The following is a 15,513-nucleotide window of genomic DNA, read 5'->3' on the forward strand; positions in this document are numbered from 1 at the left end:
GGATCACATGCGGACGGGCTAGCCTGAAGCCCATCCGAGCAGGCAATTCGGAACATCCGGGAAGCAGCAAGTCCCTCGGTAGACCCAGGAAAGAATGGAGGTGCGGCCATGGCATCGGGCGCTCCCCGAGTCTTCGTGTCGCACCTCGCCGGTGTCGCCGTCTTCGACCCGAACGGCGACCAGGTGGGCCGCGTCCGCGACCTCGTCGCCATGCTCCGCGTCGGCCGGCGTCCCCCGCGGCTGCTCGGCCTCGTCGTCGAACTCTCCACCCGGCGCCGGATCTTCCTCCCGATGACCCGCGTCACCGGCATCGAGTCCGGACAGGTCATCACCACCGGCGTGCTGAACGTCCGCCGCTTCGAGCAACGCCCCACCGAGCGGCTGGTGTTCGGCGAACTCCTGGACCGGCGCGTCACCCTCGTCGAGACCGGCGAGGAGGTCACCGTCCTCGACCTGTCGGTGCAGCACCTCCCGGCCCGCCGGGACTGGGAGATCGACCGCGTCTTCGTCCGCAAGGGCAGGACCGGCGGAGCCTTCAGAAGGGCCAAGGGCGAGACGCTGACCGTGGACTGGTCCAGCGTCACCGGTTTCTCCCTGGAGGAGCAGGGACAGGGCGCGGAGAGCCTCCTGGCCACCTTCGAGCAGCTGCGCCCCGCCGACCTCGCCAACGTCCTGCACCACCTCTCCCCCAAGCGCCGGGCCGAGGTCGCCGCCGCCCTCGACGACGACCGCCTCGCCGACGTCCTCGAAGAGCTCCCGGAGGACGACCAGATCGAGATCCTCGGCAAGCTGAAGGAGGAGCGCGCGGCCGACGTCCTGGAGGCCATGGACCCGGACGACGCGGCCGACCTCCTCTCCGAACTCCCCGAGGACGACAAGGAACGCCTCCTCAACCTGATGCAGCCCTCCGAGGCGGCCGACGTACGCCGCCTGATGTCGTACGAGGAGCACACGGCCGGCGGCCTGATGACGACCGAGCCGATCGTCCTGCGGCCGGACGCGACCGTCGCCGACGCGCTCGCCCGGGTCCGCAGCGCCGACCTCTCCCCCGCGCTCGCCGCCCAGGTCTACGTGTGCCGCCCGCCGGACGACACCCCGACCGGCAAGTACCTCGGCACGGTCCACTTCCAGCGGCTGCTGCGCGACCCGCCGTACACCCTGGTCAGCGCGATCATCGACGACGACCTGCAGCCGCTCGACCCGGACGCGACGCTCCAGCTGATCGCCGGGTTCTTCGCGACGTACGACATGGTCGCGGCGCCCGTGGTCGACGAGACCGGGTCGCTGCTCGGGGCGGTGACCGTGGACGACGTGCTGGACCACATGCTGCCGGAGGACTGGCGGGAGACCGAGTTCCACCTCGACGAGGGCGAGAACGAGGCAGCGGCATCGGAAGAGACATCGGCGGACGGACCGGCAGAGGCGGAGGAGGTGGCGGCTCATGACTCCTGAGCGCGAGTCCACGCGGGAAAGGACACCGGCGGGCGCGACCGCCACCAGCCGGCCCCGGGCCCGGCTCGACCAGCCGCGCCCGCCCCGGCGCCGGTTCCTGCCCGAGTACGACCCGGAGGCGTTCGGACGGCTGTCGGAGCGGATCGCGCGGTTCCTGGGCACCGGGCGGTTCATCGTCTGGATGACGGTCGTCATCATCGTCTGGGTGTTGTGGAACATCTTCGCGCCCCGCGATGTCCGCTTCGACAACTACCCGTTCATCTTCCTCACGCTGATGCTGTCCCTCCAGGCCTCCTACGCGGCCCCGCTGATCCTGCTCGCGCAGAACCGGCAGGACGACCGCGACCGGGTCAACCTCGAACAGGACCGCAAGCAGAACGAGCGGTCGATCGCCGACACCGAGTACCTGACCCGCGAGATCGCCGCCCTGCGCATCGGCCTCGGCGAGGTCGCGACCCGGGACTGGATCCGCTCCGAACTCCAGGACCTGGTGAAAGAGCTGGAGGAACGGGAGGACGGCCACCACAAACACGTCGTATTCCCGGCAGAACGGTCGCACGGACGTGACGTAGACGACCAGTGACGGGCTTACCTGGGGCCCCGCGCGGCGCCGTACCATCGACCCTATGGCTACGGAAGACGCGGTGCGCGAAGCGCTGTCGACGGTGAACGACCCCGAGATCAACCGACCCATCACCGAGTTGGGGATGGTCAAGTCGGTGGAGATCGGTGCGGACGGAGCGGTCGCGGTCACCGTGTACCTGACGGTCTCCGGCTGCCCCATGCGCGAGACCATCACCCAGCGCGTGACCGACGCCGTCATGGGCGTCGAGGGCGTCACCGGTGTCGAGGTGACCCTGGACGTGATGAGCGACGAGCAGCGCAAGGAACTCGCGACCGCCCTGCGCGGTGGCAAGGCCGAGCGCGAGGTCCCCTTCGCGCAGCCCGGCTCCCTCACCCGCGTCTACGCGGTCGCCTCCGGCAAGGGCGGCGTCGGCAAGTCCTCGGTGACGGTGAACCTCGCCGCCGCGATGGCCGCCGACGGCCTCAAGGTCGGTGTCGTCGACGCCGACATCTACGGCCACTCCGTGCCCCGCATGCTGGGCGCCGACGGTCACCCCACCCAGGTCGAGAACATGATCATGCCGCCGTCGGCGCACGGCGTGAAGGTCATCTCCATCGGCATGTTCACACCGGGCAACGCACCGGTGGTGTGGCGCGGCCCGATGCTGCACCGCGCGCTCCAGCAGTTCCTGGCGGACGTGTACTGGGGCGACCTGGACGTCCTGCTGCTCGACCTCCCGCCGGGCACCGGTGACATCGCGATCTCCGTCGCCCAGCTCGTCCCGAACGCCGAGATCCTCGTCGTGACGACCCCTCAGCAGGCGGCGGCCGAGGTCGCCGAGCGCGCGGGCTCCATCGCCGTACAGACCCACCAGAAGATCGTCGGCGTCGTCGAGAACATGGCGGGCCTGCCCTGCCCGCACTGCGGCGAGATGGTCGACGTCTTCGGCACCGGCGGCGGCCAGTCCGTCGCGGACGGCCTCACCCGCACGACGGGCGCCAGCGTCCCGGTGCTGGGCAGCATCCCGATCGACGTCCGCCTCCGCGAGGGCGGCGACGACGGCAAGCCGGTCGTCCTGACCGACCCGGACTCCCCGGCCGGCGCGGCACTGCGCGCGATCGCGGGCAAGCTGGGCGGCCGCCAGCGCGGCCTCTCGGGCATGTCCCTGGGGATCACCCCGAGGAACAAGTTCTAGGGATTCCACCTCAGCGGCGGGGAACTGCGCGACCGGCCATGAACGGCCCGCAGTTCCCCCCTCACCGCAGCTCCGCCGTCAGGCGGCGTACGTGGTGATGTCCTTGATCATGGCGAAGCCGAGCCCGTACGCGCTCATGCCCCGGCCGTACGCCCCCACGTGCACGCCCTCCTGCGTCGACCCGGCGAGCACCCAGCCGAACTCGGACTCGCGGTAGTGGAACGGCGTCGGTACGCCGTCCACCGGCAGGGACAGGGTGGACCAGTCGTCGCCGGCGAGATCGTCGGCCAGGACCCAGGCGGTCTCCGTCTGCTGCTCCAGCCAGTCGTCGCGCAGGGTGTGGTCCATCTGGCCAGGCCAGGTGAACGACAGCAGCCCCACCCCGGCGAGCCAGGCCGCCGAGGAGACCGAGGTGGCCTCCAGCAGGCCCGTGCCGTCGGCGGTGCGCCGGGCGGGGTTGCCCGCGACGGTGACGACCACCGCGAACTTCTCCTTGTCCTCCGTGCCTTCGTTGCGTACGGAGGGCTCGTCACCGTGCCCGATCGAACCGTGCTCCACGGCTCCGTCCGCCGCCATGCCCACCTGCATCAGCCAGCGCGGCCCGGTGAAGGCCTCGTCGAGGCCGTACCAGGGGAAGGGCGCCAGCAGGTAGCCGTCGACCGTGCGCCGGGCGGAGGGGACCTGCTGTCCGCCCTCCGCGGCCGGCGCCTGCGCGCCTACCCGACTCGTCGTCTCCATGCTCCGGACGCCTCCTCGCTCTCGTCGGACCGGGGCGGCCCGCCCCCCGTCGGGCGACTCGCCCGGTCCGCACAACAACTCGGCAGCATAGCCACCTCATGCGAGGCAGCCCGGAAAGCGCCCGGCGCGTGAGGCGCACGGGGGCCCTGTTCGGGCCGTACGGAGGCCTTTTGGAGGCTGTTCGGAGGCGTCAGAGGGGGTGGGGAGGTATGAAACGCGTCACGTACGACGCGGTGGAGGGACCGCCGGCAGGCGGCTCGGCCGGCGTCCGCTGACGACCCTCAGGTGGCGTCGGCGTCGAAGGGCGGGCGGTCGTCCTTCTCCGGGTCCTCGGGCTTCTTGGTCATGTCGAGGCGACCGCTGCCGGAGGACGAGGACGACGAGGAGGAGGGGGTGTCCGCGCTCTGCACGGCCTCCGTGACCTCGGCCATCTCCTTCTTCAGGTCGAAGCCGTTGCGGATCTCCTTGAGCCCCAGCTCGTCGTTGTCCAGCTGCTTGCGCAGGAACGTCTTGGGGTTGAGGTCCTCGAAGTCGAAGTCCTTGAACTCCGGGCCCAGCTCCTCGCGGATGTCCGCCTTGGCGCTCTCCGAGAACTCTCGGATCTTCCGGATCGTCCGCATGACGTCCTGGATGACCTTCGGGAGCTTGTCCGGACCGAAGACGAGCACGGCGAGCACAATGATCGTCACCAGCTCGAGCGGTCCTATGTCATTGAACACCTGAAGCTCCTTGCGATGTCCTCGGTCCTCGGCCCTCGGTGGTCTGTGCGGGTCTTCCGTGGTCCGGGCCGGGTCCACGGTACCCGGCGATCCCACCCGACCGGTACTGTCCCGTGGGCTACGAGTGGATGTACAGGACCGGTTTTCCGGGTTGTTTGCCTAGGGGGACCGGGCGCGGGGCTCCCACCTGTGACGTTTCTGTCAATCACCGGTCGCGGAGCCGAGCACCAGCGACAAGGTCATGTCCTGGCCGCCGCGCCGCAGCGTCAGCCGCAGGTGGTCACCGGGCCGGTGGGCACGCGTCCTGACGACGAGCTCGTCACCGGAGTGCACCGGCTGACCGTCGACCCGGGTGATGACGTCCCCCGCCCTGAGCCCGGCCTTGGGCGTGGCGACACGGGCGCCGTCGCCGGCGTAGTCGAGGTCGAGGGTGACCCCGATGACGGGATGAGTCGCCTTCCCGTGATTGATCAACTCCTCGGCAACCCGCTTGGCCTGATTGACGGGAATGGCAAACCCGAGCCCGACCGACCCGCTCTGCGAACTGCCCTCCCCGTCCCCGTCCTGCTGATCGGCGGACCGGATGGCGGAGTTGACCCCGACGAGCAGCCCCCGCGCGTCGAGCAACGGCCCACCGGAGTTCCCGGGATTGATCGGCGCGTCGGTCTGGAGAGCATCGAGATACGACACGCCGCTCCCGTCCGACGCGTCCCCGTCGGTCGTGACGGGCCGTTCCTTGGCACTGACGATCCCGGCGGTCACGGTGTTGTCGAGCCCGAACGGCGCCCCGATCGCGACGACGGGGTCACCCACCCGCACATTGTCGGAATTCCCGAGCGGCATCGCCCTGAGCCCCCGCACGCCGTGCACCCGCACGACAGCGAGGTCGTACCCGACATCCCGCCCGACCACGTCCCCCTTGACGGTCTGCCCCCCGCTGAACCGAACGGATATCGCCCCGCCACCGCCCCCGGCCCGCACGACATGGTTGTTGGTGAGGATGTCCCCGCGACCGTCCAACACGATCCCGGTCCCGGTCCCCGACCCGTCGTCCCCACTCACCCGCAAGGTCACGACACTGGGCAGCGCCCGAGCGGCAATCCCGGCGACGGTACCGGCAGCGCGCCCGGTGCCTTCTTCCCGAGCTTGCGGCAACACGACGTCCCCACCGGGTCCGCCCCGCTCGATATAGGCCCCTACGACCCCGCCGACGCCTCCGGCGAGCAGGGTGAGAACCAGCGCGGAGGTCAGAAGGGTGCGGGGGCGGATTCGGGGGTGGGTGGGGGTGGAGGTCGGGGTGGGGGCACCGTTTTGTTGGAGGGGGGCGGGGGTTCGGGACGCCCAGGGGTCGTAGCGGTGCCAGGGGTTGGGGGGTGTGGGGGCGGGGGCCGGTGCGGGGTCTGGGTTCGGGTTCGGTGTCGGGTCCGGTGCCGGGTCCGGGTTCGAAGTGGGGGTCGACGGGGGCGTGGAGGTGGGGGTGGGGGCCGGGTCCGAGTTCTGGACGGGGGTGGGTGCCGGGGCCGTGTTGGTGGCGGGTGTTGGGCCAGGGGCAGGAGTGGGTGCGGGATGCTCCGGGACGGGGGCGAGTGCCGAGGCTGGGGTCGGAGTGACGGAGGCCGCCGAGTCCCTGGGTATCGCGGGTGCTGGCCTAGAAACAGAAACGGGTGCGAGGTGCTCCGGGAGCGGGGCGGAGGCGAGTGCTGGGCCCGGGCTCTGGGTGGGCGCCGGGGCTGTGTTCGGCGCGGTGGTGAGTGCCGCGTCCGTGAGGGTGGCGGGTGCTGGGTCGGCAACAGGGGCGGGTGCGGAGTGCCTCGGGACGGGAGCAGGTGCCGGGGCTGGGGTCGGAGTGACGGAGGCCGCCGAGTGCGTCGGGGTGGCCGAGTGCGTCGGGGTGGCGGGTGCTGGCCTAGAAACAGGAACGGGTGCGGGGTGCTCCGGGGCGGGGGCGAGTGCCCGGTCCGGGCTCTGGATGGGCGCCGGGGCTGCGTTCGGCGTGGCGGTGAGTGCCGCGTCCGTGGGGGTGGCGGGTGCTGGGTCGGCAACTGGGGCGGGTGCGGGGTGCTCCGCGACGGGAGCAGGTGCCGGGTCCGGGACAACTCGGGTGCGGGCGTCGTCGGCTGAAGTGAGGGGAGCCGAGGTCGAGGTGTCGGCCGGGGGCGGTGCGGGGAGAGCAAAGGGCGCAGGGGGCGTGCCGAGGGGTGCGGAGGCGTCAGCGCGAGGCGCGGGAGCGGGAGCGGGTGCAGGGGATGGCCCGCTGCTCGCAGACGCGGTAACCGTCGAGCGTGGTTCGGCGGCGGCGAAGGACACCGGGGCCTGGACGGAGGGCCCGGAGACAGTGCCGGCGGCAGGTCGAGCAAGGGCGCCGGAAGGCTCGGCGTCAGCGAAACGCGCCGCAGGTGTGCCAGAAGGCGCGGGCGCGCTGCCCGGGACCGGCGGGACGTGAGTGCCGGGAACTGCTGTAGGGGCCTCTGTGACCGCCCGAGACGCAGAGATGACCCCTGGGTGCTGGACTGGCGGCGCGGGCGCCCAGGGGCCCGGGGCGCCGTACGGAGGGGTGCTGTATGGGTCGGGGTCATGGAGAGGCTTGGGACGACCGGCGGGCGGGAGGCTCACGCCGGGGGTCGTCGGGGGTTCGGACGCGGGGGATTCCGCTTCGACACCAGCACCAGTGCCTACGGCGTCGGCGGCGATCGGAGCGACCGACACGGGGTGAGCCAGCCCGGTAACGCTGTTGGCGTCTACGACCTCACCGCCGGTCGGGGTGACCGAGGTAAGGCGGTCCAACTCGAAGTCATCCTCGGCATCCACCACCGCACCGTTGGCCGGAGTCCCCAACTCGGGGCGCCCCAGAGCGACATCACCAGCGTCTACGGCCTCGGCGTAGGTCGGGGCAGCCGAGACGGGGCGGTGCAATTCGAAGTCGCCCTCGGCATCCACCGCAACACCCCTGAGCGGCGCCTCCAACTCAGAGCGATCCAGAGCGACATCCCCAGCGTCTACAACCTCGCCGCCGTCCGAGCTGACCGAGGCGGGACGCTCCAACTCGAAGTCACCGTTGCCGTCCACCACCGCATCACCCGCCGGAAACTCCAACTCAGGCCGATCCAGACCGTCATCACCGCCGCCCCCGACCTCACCACCAGCCGAAGCGGTCAACCTGGGGTGGTCCAACTCGAAGTCACCACCGCCGTCTGGCTCCGCACTGCCGACCGGAGAACCGACCCCCGAGCGACGCAACTCGACATCAGCGCCGGTGTCTTCGACCTCACCGCCGACCGAGGTAACCGAGGCGGGCCGCGCCAACTCGAAGTCACCCCCACCAGAAGCCACTTCACCGCTCAGCCCTTCAACAGGCTCCCGCAGCTCGAAGTCCCCGTCCACAGGCTGGGCAGGCCCGAAGGCCCCGGCATCATCACCACCGGCACCGACGCCTCCACCCGCACCCGGCATCGAATCCCCCGGTGTCGCCCCCGGCACCCACTGCTCCGGCATCCCCTCAGACCGCTCGCTCATGGTCCCCCCGTACCTGCCCGTGCCACCCCGAACTCCCCGGATTCAACCAGGTCAGTGGGGCAGGGCGCAGGGGTCGGTCAGTGGAGGGGGTGGGAGGAGGTCGGTGTGGGGGATGAGGTGGTGTCAGGGGACGGGGTGCGCAGGAGTCCGGGGGTCATGGCCTCGGGGGCCGTGGACCAGGACGTGAGCGCGATCGGCGGGGTCGCGTTGAGAGGGCGTATCAGGGGGGACATGACCGCCGCCCCGGCCATCACCGGCGCCGTCAACGTGTGCATGACCTGGTCGTCGCCCTGGACGGTCGCCGGAGACGGGACTCCGGGCAGCAGGGGCGCGGAGACCGACGTCGGTGCCGTCGCCGTGTCGCCGAGCATCGACCGCTGGCTCGTGCCCTGCGCGAGGAGAGGACCGGTCCCACGGCGTCGCCCCGTGTCGGGGGTCACCGCACCCGCACCCTGCGTACGCGCCGGAGTCACCCCCGCACCACCCCGCGCCTCCGCGGCGGTGTCGCCCGGCGTGACCGTGGCCACCCCGCCCAGCGCGATCGCGGCCAGCGACACCGCACCGGCGGCCACGAACGCGAACCGCATGCCGCGCGAGGCGGAGCGGTCGGTGTCGTGCCGGCTGACGTCATGGATGCGGAAGCCTTCGCGGGCTGCCGGCGAGGAAGGCCTCAGCGCCGCCGCGGCATGCGGGCCCGCGGGGACGTAGCCGAACTCGAACGCGTCCAGCGGGCCGTCTCTTTTGACGCCGAAGACGCCGATGCCACTGGCGAACAGGCCACCACCGGGCGGCTCCTCGCCGTCCGGGTCGCCTCCGCCGGGCAGTCCCTGCAGTCGGGCAAGGAAGCTCTCGGAGGGCGGCGGCGGGGCCATCTCCGCGAACACGTTCTTCAGTCGGCGCTGCGCGTCGGCCTCGGCCTTGCACTTCGTACAGGTGGCCAGGTGCGCCAGTACACGCTCGCGCGACTCATGACCGAGCTCGCCGTCCACCAGGGCGGAAAGTCGGTCTCCCAGGTGCTGCTCCGCAGGCGTAGGACGTGATCCACTCACGCGGTCGCGCCCCCTCCCCCCAGCGCGGGCACACGCGCCACGAAGGAACGGCGCTCGGCCCGTGCTTCCGGCGAGCGGTGCGCGAGGGCCTTGCGGAGCTGGGAGCGGCCGCGGTGGATCCGGGAACGGACCGTGCCGAGCTTGACGCCCAGGGTCGCGGCGATCTCCTCGTACGAGAGACCCTCGATGTCGCACAGGACGACCGCGGCCCGGAACTCCGGGGCGAGGGTGTCCAGGGCCTGCTGCACGTCCGCGTCGAAGTGCGCGTCGTTGAAGACCTGCTGGGGGGACGGCTCACGGCTGGGCAGTCGCTCGGCCGCGTCCTCCCCCAGCGCGTCGAAACGGATGCGCTGCTTGCGGCGGACCATGTCCAGGAAGAGGTTGGTGGTGATGCGGTGCAGCCAGCCCTCGAAGGTGCCGGGCGTGTACGTCGACAGGGAACGGAAGACCCGGACGAAGACCTCTTGGGTCAGGTCCTCGGCGTCGTGCTGGTTCCCCGTGAGGCGGTACGCGAGCCGGTACACACGGCCGCTGTGGGTGCTGACGATCTCCTCCCAGGTGGGCGGAGTCCACGCCTGCCCGTCCGCGTCGGTGGAGAAGGTCGCGGTCTGGGCATGGTCAGCGGCGTGGCTGTGGTCAGCAGCGGTGTCGTTCACGGATTTCGGCCTGCCCGCCGATCCGAGAAAGCGCCGGAGCACTCCTCCCCGATCCACAGGTGCAGCCGCACCTCCCCTGTCGGCTCTGGTGGTGTCCAGTGGAGCCCCTACCATAGCCACCTCGCCCGTTAGCTCCGGATAAGCGGTTTTACGAGAATTTGATACACGCTCATACCGACCTGCCGGTGGTGTGAGCCGACGCTCGTGACCCTGCTCGGGCCTCTGCCCCGTGAACTGATCCATCGTCATCCCCCGCTCTTCCCTCCGGCCGCGTCCCCCGGTGCTTTCCTCCCCCTTCTAAACGCCCGGTCCCATCAGCAGGTTCCCGGCACCAACGGATACAGTCACGCCCAGGCAACCACGGGGACAGGAGAGGGTCATTACCGGCAACCGGCAGACTAGCTGGGCGTTCGCCGACGCCTATGTCGCCGAGGACGAAGCACTGCGCTGGGCCCGTGACCGGGCCCGCGAGGCAGGGCTGCGCTCGGTGTCGCCCGGCACGGGCGCCGCGCTGCGGATGCTCGCCGCCACCGTGGACGCGAAGGCGGTGGCGGAGATCGGCACCGGGACCGGTGTCTCCGGGATGCATCTTCTGTACGGCATGCGGCCGGACGGGGTACTGACCACCGTCGACCCGGAGCCCGACCACCAGCAGTTCGCCCGCCAGGCCTTCCGTGCCTGCGGTTTCGCCAGCAACCGGGCGCGTTTCATCCCCGGCCGCGCCCTGGACGTGCTGCCCCGGCTCGCGGACGCCGGCTACGACCTCGTGTTCTGCGACGGTGACCGGCTGGAGTTCCTGGACTATCTCGCTGAATCGTTGCGCCTGCTGCGTCCGGGTGGCCTGGTGGCCTTCGAGGGCGTCTTCGCCAACGGCCGCACCGTCGACTCGGGCCCCCAGCCCACCGAAGTCCTCCGGCTGCGCGAACTCCTGCGCGCCGTGCGCGAGAGCCCCGAGCTGATTCCGTCGCTTCTCCCAGTGGGCGACGGCCTGCTGTGCGCCGTGAAGCGGACGGTGGACAGGCCGTAAGGCCGAGGGCAGCGCAGCCCCCAGCGGTCAGCACCCAATGCCGAGGACACGGCCCCCTGTGACAGCGGTCAGCCGTCGAGCCGAGGACACAGCCCCCTGGGACACCGGTCAGGCCGTCGGGCCGAGGGCGAGCACCAGGACTGCGGACAGCCCGTACGGCTGAGCAGAAGCCGTAGAACCGCGTCCGGACCCGTACCGCTCCGGAGAAAGCAGCGACCCCGGCACCGTCTCGGGTGCCGGGGCAGCTGAAGGGGTATGGTCGCGTTCCGCCGCGTCAGCCGACGACCTTCTTGAGGGCGTCGCCCAGCGCGTCGGCCTCGTCAGGGGTCAGCTCGACGACGAGCCGCCCGCCGCCTTCGAGCGGAACGCGCATGACGATGCCCCGCCCCTCCTTGGTCACCTCGAGCGGGCCATCGCCCGTCCGCGGCTTCATGGCCGCCATGCTCGTTCCCCTTCCTGAAACCAGCTCATCGTCGCCGACGGCCCCATGGAGGGCACGCGCGGCCCCTAATGAGACACGCGTCACCGGCATCGAACACATTGCTTCCAAGCCATTATCCCGCATCTCAGGACCCGATGACCAACATCAGTCGGCATCGCTTGGGCAACGCGCGCGAGCAAAACCACTCAATTCGCCGATGTGACTGCGATACTTCGCCGCCGCCCAGACCTCCGCCGACCCGATCCGGGCCGGAATTCTTTGACGCAGGTCACACGTCCGGTCCGGGTCGTGGACCGTGATCTCCGCCATGCTGTCCTAGGTACCCGGGCCTACCGACCGGTAGGCCCAGCCTCGACACCGGAGGGGACACACCATGGCCGACACCGTGCTCTACGAGGTGAGCGACGGACTCGCGACGATCACGCTGAACCGCCCCGAGGCGATGAACGCGCTGGACATCGCGACCAAAGTCGCCCTCCGGGAGGCGGTCCAGGCCGCGGCGGACGACAGTGCCGTACGGGCCGTGCTGCTGACCGCGGCCGGGGAGCGGGCGTTCTGTGTGGGCCAGGACCTCAAGGAGCACATCACGTTGCTCGCGTCGGACCGGGAGGCCGGGACCGGCGCCACGATGACCACGGTCAAGGAGCACTACAACCCCATCGTGCGGGCGCTGGCCGGGATGGCGAAGCCGGTGGTCGCCGGGGTCAACGGGGTCGCCGCGGGCGCCGGTTTCGGGCTCGCCCTGGCCGCCGACTACCGGGTCGTGGCGGACACGGCGGGCTTCAACACGTCCTTCGCCGGCGTCGCCCTGACCGCGGACTCCGGCATCTCCTGGACGCTGCCCCGGGTGGTCGGACCCGGGCGCGCCTCCGACCTGTTGCTGTTCCCGCGCACGGTCAAGGCGCAGGAGGCGTACGACCTCGGGATCGCCAACCGGCTCGTCCCGGTGGGCGAGGTGCACGCCGAGGCGGAGAAGGTCGCCCGGCAGCTGGCGGACGGGCCGACGGTGGCTTACGCGGCCCTCAAGGAAGCGGTGGCCTACGGGCTGACGCACACCCTTGAGGAGACCTTGCAGAAAGAAGACGAACTTCAGTCACGGGCGGGCGCGTCGGAGGACCACGCGATCGCCGTGCAGGCCTTCGTCAACAAGGAGAAGCCGAAGTATCTGGGGCGGTAGCACCGTCGAGGGCGCGGCTCCGCGGTGGCCGGTCGCACCCACGCGGCGGAGCCGCGCATCGATACCGCCCCGCGCCCCCGCACCCCCTACCTACCCGGCGCTTCTCGCCACGCAGTTCTTCAGGTGGTCGTCGACCAACCCGCACGCCTGCATCAGGGCGTACGCCGTCGTGGGTCCTACGAACTTCAGGCCCCGCTTCTTCAGGGCCTTCGACAGGGCCGTCGACTCGGGTGTCACCGCCGGGACGTCCCCGAGGGTTTTCGGGGGCGGGCCCGGCTTCGGGGCGTGGGACCAGATGAAGTCGTCCAGCTCGCCCGGGGCCCAGTCGGCCAGCACGCGCGCGTTGGCGATCGTCGCGTCGACCTTGAGGCGGTTGCGGATGATGCCCACGTCGGCGAGGAGGCGTTCGCGGTCGGTGTCGGTGAAGGTCGCCACCTCGGCGATCTTGAAGCCCGCGAACGCCGCCCGGAAGCCCTCCCGGCGGCGCAGGATCGTGATCCAGGAGAGGCCCGACTGAAAGGCCTCCAGGCTGAGGCGCTCGTAGAGGGCGTCGTCGCCGTGGACCGGGCGGCCCCACTCCTCGTCGTGGTACGTGACGTAGTCGTCCGTGGACAGTGCCCAGGGGCAGCGCAGAGCGCCGTCCGGACCCGCCACGGCCTTGCCGTCGCTCACTGCTGGTCGCCTTCGGCCGGCTTCCGCATGGAGACGTGCGCGCTGGCCCGGGCGCCCGCGAGGGCGGACTCCAGGTCGGCGATCCGGGCGTCCCGCTCGGCGAGTTCGGCGGCGATGCGGCCCAGCGCGTCGTCCACCTCGGCCATGCGGTAGCCGCGCGCGGCGAGCGGGAAGCGCAGGGTCTCGATGTCGGCGTGGTTCACCGGCCGGTCCGGGGGCAGCGCGTCGTCGAGGCGCTCGGGCGCCGCGTCGGGCAGCGGGGCGCTGTCGCCGCCGCCGATCACCGAGAGCGTCACGGCGCCGACCACGACGGCGAGCGCGACGACCAGGAACAGGAACATGAACATCGCTGGGGTCTCCACGGGCGTCGATGTCGGACGTGCCGAAGCCGAATGTGTCAGGGTCCGATCGTGCCATGCGACGCTGACAGTTAGGGTCTCAGGCGGCTGAAGACCGGTACGGACTAGGAGAGGTTCACAGGGGATGCTCAGGCTGGGCAGGCGTGAATTCGACACGCACGAGCCGGTGATCATGGCGATCGTGAACCGGACCCCGGACTCCTTCTACGACCAAGGGGCGACGTTCCGCGACGAGCCCGCCCTCGCGCGCGTGGAGCAGGCGGTGGCCGAGGGCGCCGCGATCATCGACATCGGCGGGGTGAAGGCCGGCCCCGGCGAGGAGGTCACCGCCGAGGAGGAGGCGCGGCGCACGGTCGGTTTCGTGGCCGAGGTGCGGCGGCGCTTCCCTGACGTGATCATCAGCGTCGACACCTGGCGGCACGAGGTCGGCGAGGCGGTCTGCGAGGCCGGCGCGGATCTCCTGAACGACGCGTGGGGCGGCGTGGATCCGCGGCTCGCGGAGGTCGCCGCGCGATACGGGGTGGGGCTGGTGTGCACGCACGCGGGAGGCGCGGAGCCCCGTACCCGGCCGCACCGGGTGACCTACGACGACGTCATGGCCGACATCCTGCGCGTGACCCTGGGGCTCGCCGAGCGGGCCGTGGAACTCGGGGTTCCCAGGGAGTCCGTGCTGATCGATCCCGGGCATGACTTCGGGAAGAACACGCGGCACAGCCTGGAGGCGACGCGGCGGCTCGGGGAGATGGTCGAGACGGGGTGGCCCGTGCTGGTCTCGCTGTCCAACAAGGACTTCGTGGGCGAGACGCTCGACAAGCCGGTCAAGGAGCGGGTCGTCGGGACGCTCGCGACCACGGCGGTGTCCGCGTGGCTGGGTGCGCAGGTGTACCGGGTGCACGAGGTCGCGGAGACTCGGCAGGTGCTGGACATGGTGGCGTCGATCTCTGGGCATCGGCCTCCGGCGGTGGGCAGGCGGGGGCTGGCGTAGGTTTTTTCGCCCCCGCCGCCCCTACCCGTCCCGTCCCTGGGGGCTGCCGCCCCCAGACCCCCGCTTCGGCCCCGAAATGGCCTCGTCCTCAGACGCCGGACGGGCTGAGTGTTGCCGGCCTGTGTTCAGAAGCAGAACTACCGTCCCGCTTCCTTCGACACCAGCGCTACCGCCTCTTCCACGTCGTCCGTGACATGGAACAGAAGCAGGTCCTTCTCCGACGCCTTGCCCTGGGCGATCAGCGTGTTCTTCAGCCAGTCGACGAGGCCGCCCCAGTACTCGCTTCCGAAGAGGACGATCGGGAAGCGGGTGACCTTCTGGGTCTGTACCAGGGTGAGGGCCTCGAAGAGTTCGTCGAGGGTGCCGAGGCCGCCGGGGAGGACCACGAAGCCCTGGGCGTACTTGACGAACATCATCTTGCGGACGAAGAAGTAACGGAAGTTCAGCCCGATGTCGACGTAGGCGTTGAGGCCCTGTTCGAAGGGCAGCTCGATGCCGAGGCCGACGGAGATGCCCTTGGCCTCCAGGGCGCCCTTGTTGGCCGCCTCCATGGCGCCGGGGCCGCCGCCGGTGATCACGGCCCACCCGGCCTCCACGAGGGCGCGTCCGAGGCGTACGCCCGCTTCGTACTCCGGTGAGTCCGGCTTGGTGCGGGCCGAGCCGAACACGCTGATCGCGGGCGGCAGTTCGGCCAGGGTGCCGAAGCCCTCGATGAACTCCGACTGGATCCGCAGGACGCGCCACGGGTCGGTGTGGACCCAGTCCGAGGGGCCGCCCGCGTCCAGGAGGCGCTGGTCGGTCGTGCTCGCGGTCACCTGGCCGCGCCGCCGGAGGACCGGTCCCAGGCGCTGCTCCTCCGGTGGCTGCTGCTTGCCCTCGGGGTTGCCTGTAGCCATGTGCGCTCCCTCCACTTGCAGGTGTTTCCACCTCAGCGTAGGTCTACGCGGGTTACAGCGGGGGGACG

General features: G+C 70.9%; 15 protein-coding genes. 6 read left to right on the top strand and 9 right to left on the bottom strand.

Features of this window, described 5'->3' with window-relative positions:
- Nucleotides 1-108 precede the first annotated feature (108 nt).
- The 3 genes from OHT77_RS16670 to OHT77_RS16680 are packed head-to-tail and all read left to right on the top strand — an operon-like array spanning nucleotide 109 to nucleotide 3,212.
- Nucleotides 109-1,452, top strand: coding sequence for a magnesium transporter MgtE N-terminal domain-containing protein (locus tag OHT77_RS16670; RefSeq protein WP_328829262.1), 1,344 nt, complete (start codon nucleotides 109-111; stop codon nucleotides 1,450-1,452).
- The gene (locus tag OHT77_RS16675; RefSeq protein WP_328829263.1) at nucleotides 1,442-2,035 is read left to right on the top strand and encodes a DUF1003 domain-containing protein; all 594 of its coding nucleotides are present in this window, start codon (nucleotides 1,442-1,444) and stop codon (nucleotides 2,033-2,035) included. The genes OHT77_RS16670 and OHT77_RS16675 overlap by 11 nt, the downstream gene beginning before the upstream one ends.
- A 43-nt stretch (nucleotides 2,036-2,078) precedes the next feature.
- Complete coding sequence (locus OHT77_RS16680; protein WP_266772217.1) at nucleotides 2,079-3,212, top strand: Mrp/NBP35 family ATP-binding protein; 1,134 nt, start codon at nucleotides 2,079-2,081, stop codon at nucleotides 3,210-3,212.
- Nucleotides 3,213-3,290: 78 nt separating this feature from the next.
- Here the strand turns inward: OHT77_RS16680 and OHT77_RS16685 are convergent, their stop codons facing one another.
- The 5 genes from OHT77_RS16685 to sigE all read right to left on the bottom strand — a co-directional run bounded on the left by OHT77_RS16685 (nucleotide 3,291) and on the right by sigE (nucleotide 9,929).
- On the bottom strand, nucleotides 3,291-3,950 hold the full coding sequence (locus tag OHT77_RS16685) for a hypothetical protein (protein WP_328829264.1): 660 nt from the start codon (nucleotides 3,948-3,950) through the stop codon (nucleotides 3,291-3,293).
- A gap of 281 nt (nucleotides 3,951-4,231) precedes the next feature.
- Nucleotides 4,232-4,669, bottom strand: a complete 438-nt coding sequence (locus tag OHT77_RS16690; protein ID WP_266772214.1) for a sec-independent translocase — start codon at nucleotides 4,667-4,669, stop codon at nucleotides 4,232-4,234.
- A gap of 201 nt (nucleotides 4,670-4,870) precedes the next feature.
- Nucleotides 4,871-6,640: a trypsin-like peptidase domain-containing protein gene (locus tag OHT77_RS16695; protein ID WP_443048211.1), complete on the bottom strand. Its 1,770-nt coding sequence runs from the start codon at nucleotides 6,638-6,640 to the stop codon at nucleotides 4,871-4,873.
- 1,619 nt (nucleotides 6,641-8,259) lie between these two features.
- Entirely contained in the window at nucleotides 8,260-9,231 is a 972-nt protein-coding gene (locus OHT77_RS16700; protein WP_328829265.1) for an anti-sigma factor family protein, read from the bottom strand.
- Nucleotides 9,228-9,929 (bottom strand): RNA polymerase sigma factor SigE, encoded by a 702-nt coding sequence (gene sigE, locus OHT77_RS16705; protein ID WP_019072074.1) that lies wholly within the window; start codon nucleotides 9,927-9,929, stop codon nucleotides 9,228-9,230. Before sigE ends, OHT77_RS16700 begins: the two co-directional genes overlap by 4 nt.
- A 271-nt stretch (nucleotides 9,930-10,200) precedes the next feature.
- Here sigE and OHT77_RS16710 point away from each other — a divergent pair, with 271 nt between their 5' ends.
- Complete coding sequence (locus tag OHT77_RS16710; RefSeq protein ID WP_328834259.1) at nucleotides 10,201-10,914, top strand: O-methyltransferase; 714 nt, start codon at nucleotides 10,201-10,203, stop codon at nucleotides 10,912-10,914.
- Nucleotides 10,915-11,188: 274 nt separating this feature from the next.
- On the opposite strand, the gene OHT77_RS16715 is transcribed toward OHT77_RS16710, so the two are convergent.
- The gene (locus OHT77_RS16715) at nucleotides 11,189-11,356 is read right to left on the bottom strand and encodes a DUF3117 domain-containing protein (protein WP_003966491.1); all 168 of its coding nucleotides are present in this window, start codon (nucleotides 11,354-11,356) and stop codon (nucleotides 11,189-11,191) included.
- Nucleotides 11,357-11,729: 373 nt separating this feature from the next.
- Between OHT77_RS16715 and OHT77_RS16720 the strand changes: the two genes are divergently transcribed.
- A complete protein-coding gene (locus OHT77_RS16720) occupies nucleotides 11,730-12,533 on the top strand; it encodes an enoyl-CoA hydratase/isomerase family protein (RefSeq protein WP_328829267.1) in 804 nt (267 codons plus the stop codon).
- A 90-nt stretch (nucleotides 12,534-12,623) separates the two neighbouring features.
- Here OHT77_RS16720 and OHT77_RS16725 read toward each other — a convergent pair whose 3' ends face one another.
- On the bottom strand, nucleotides 12,624-13,205 hold the full coding sequence (locus OHT77_RS16725) for a DNA-3-methyladenine glycosylase I (protein ID WP_328829268.1): 582 nt from the start codon (nucleotides 13,203-13,205) through the stop codon (nucleotides 12,624-12,626).
- On the bottom strand, nucleotides 13,202-13,552 hold the full coding sequence (locus OHT77_RS16730; protein ID WP_328829269.1) for a DivIVA domain-containing protein: 351 nt from the start codon (nucleotides 13,550-13,552) through the stop codon (nucleotides 13,202-13,204). Before OHT77_RS16730 ends, OHT77_RS16725 begins: the two co-directional genes overlap by 4 nt.
- 136 nt (nucleotides 13,553-13,688) lie before the next feature.
- On the opposite strand from OHT77_RS16730, the gene folP reads away from it, so the two are divergent.
- Nucleotides 13,689-14,549 carry a dihydropteroate synthase gene (folP, locus tag OHT77_RS16735; protein WP_328829271.1) on the top strand — a complete coding sequence of 287 codons (861 nt, stop codon included), beginning with the start codon at nucleotides 13,689-13,691 and terminating at the stop codon, nucleotides 14,547-14,549.
- 137 nt (nucleotides 14,550-14,686) lie between these two features.
- Here the strand turns inward: folP and OHT77_RS16740 are convergent, their stop codons facing one another.
- Entirely contained in the window at nucleotides 14,687-15,445 is a 759-nt protein-coding gene (locus OHT77_RS16740; protein ID WP_033286802.1) for a TIGR00730 family Rossman fold protein, read from the bottom strand.
- Between the last annotated feature and the right edge of the window lie 68 nt (nucleotides 15,446-15,513).

Source organism: Streptomyces sp. NBC_00252 (assembly GCF_036187565.1).
In the GTDB taxonomy this organism is placed as follows: Bacteria; Actinomycetota; Actinomycetes; order Streptomycetales; family Streptomycetaceae; genus Streptomyces.

Excerpts from the sequence above, each read along its gene's own strand:
- OHT77_RS16670 (WP_328829262.1), top strand. The coding sequence starts at position 109 with ATGGCATCGGGCGCTCCCCGAGTCTTCGTGTCGCACCTCGCCGGTGTC.
- OHT77_RS16675 (WP_328829263.1), top strand. The coding sequence starts at position 1,442 with ATGACTCCTGAGCGCGAGTCCACGCGGGAAAGGACACCGGCGGGCGCG.
- OHT77_RS16680 (WP_266772217.1), top strand. The coding sequence starts at position 2,079 with ATGGCTACGGAAGACGCGGTGCGCGAAGCGCTGTCGACGGTGAACGAC.
- OHT77_RS16685 (WP_328829264.1), bottom strand. The coding sequence starts at position 3,950 with ATGGAGACGACGAGTCGGGTAGGCGCGCAGGCGCCGGCCGCGGAGGGC.
- OHT77_RS16715 (WP_003966491.1), bottom strand. The coding sequence starts at position 11,356 with ATGGCGGCCATGAAGCCGCGGACGGGCGATGGCCCGCTCGAGGTGACC.
- OHT77_RS16720 (WP_328829267.1), top strand. The coding sequence starts at position 11,730 with ATGGCCGACACCGTGCTCTACGAGGTGAGCGACGGACTCGCGACGATC.
- OHT77_RS16730 (WP_328829269.1), bottom strand. The coding sequence starts at position 13,552 with ATGTTCATGTTCCTGTTCCTGGTCGTCGCGCTCGCCGTCGTGGTCGGC.
- folP (WP_328829271.1), top strand. The coding sequence starts at position 13,689 with ATGCTCAGGCTGGGCAGGCGTGAATTCGACACGCACGAGCCGGTGATC.
- OHT77_RS16740 (WP_033286802.1), bottom strand. The coding sequence starts at position 15,445 with ATGGCTACAGGCAACCCCGAGGGCAAGCAGCAGCCACCGGAGGAGCAG.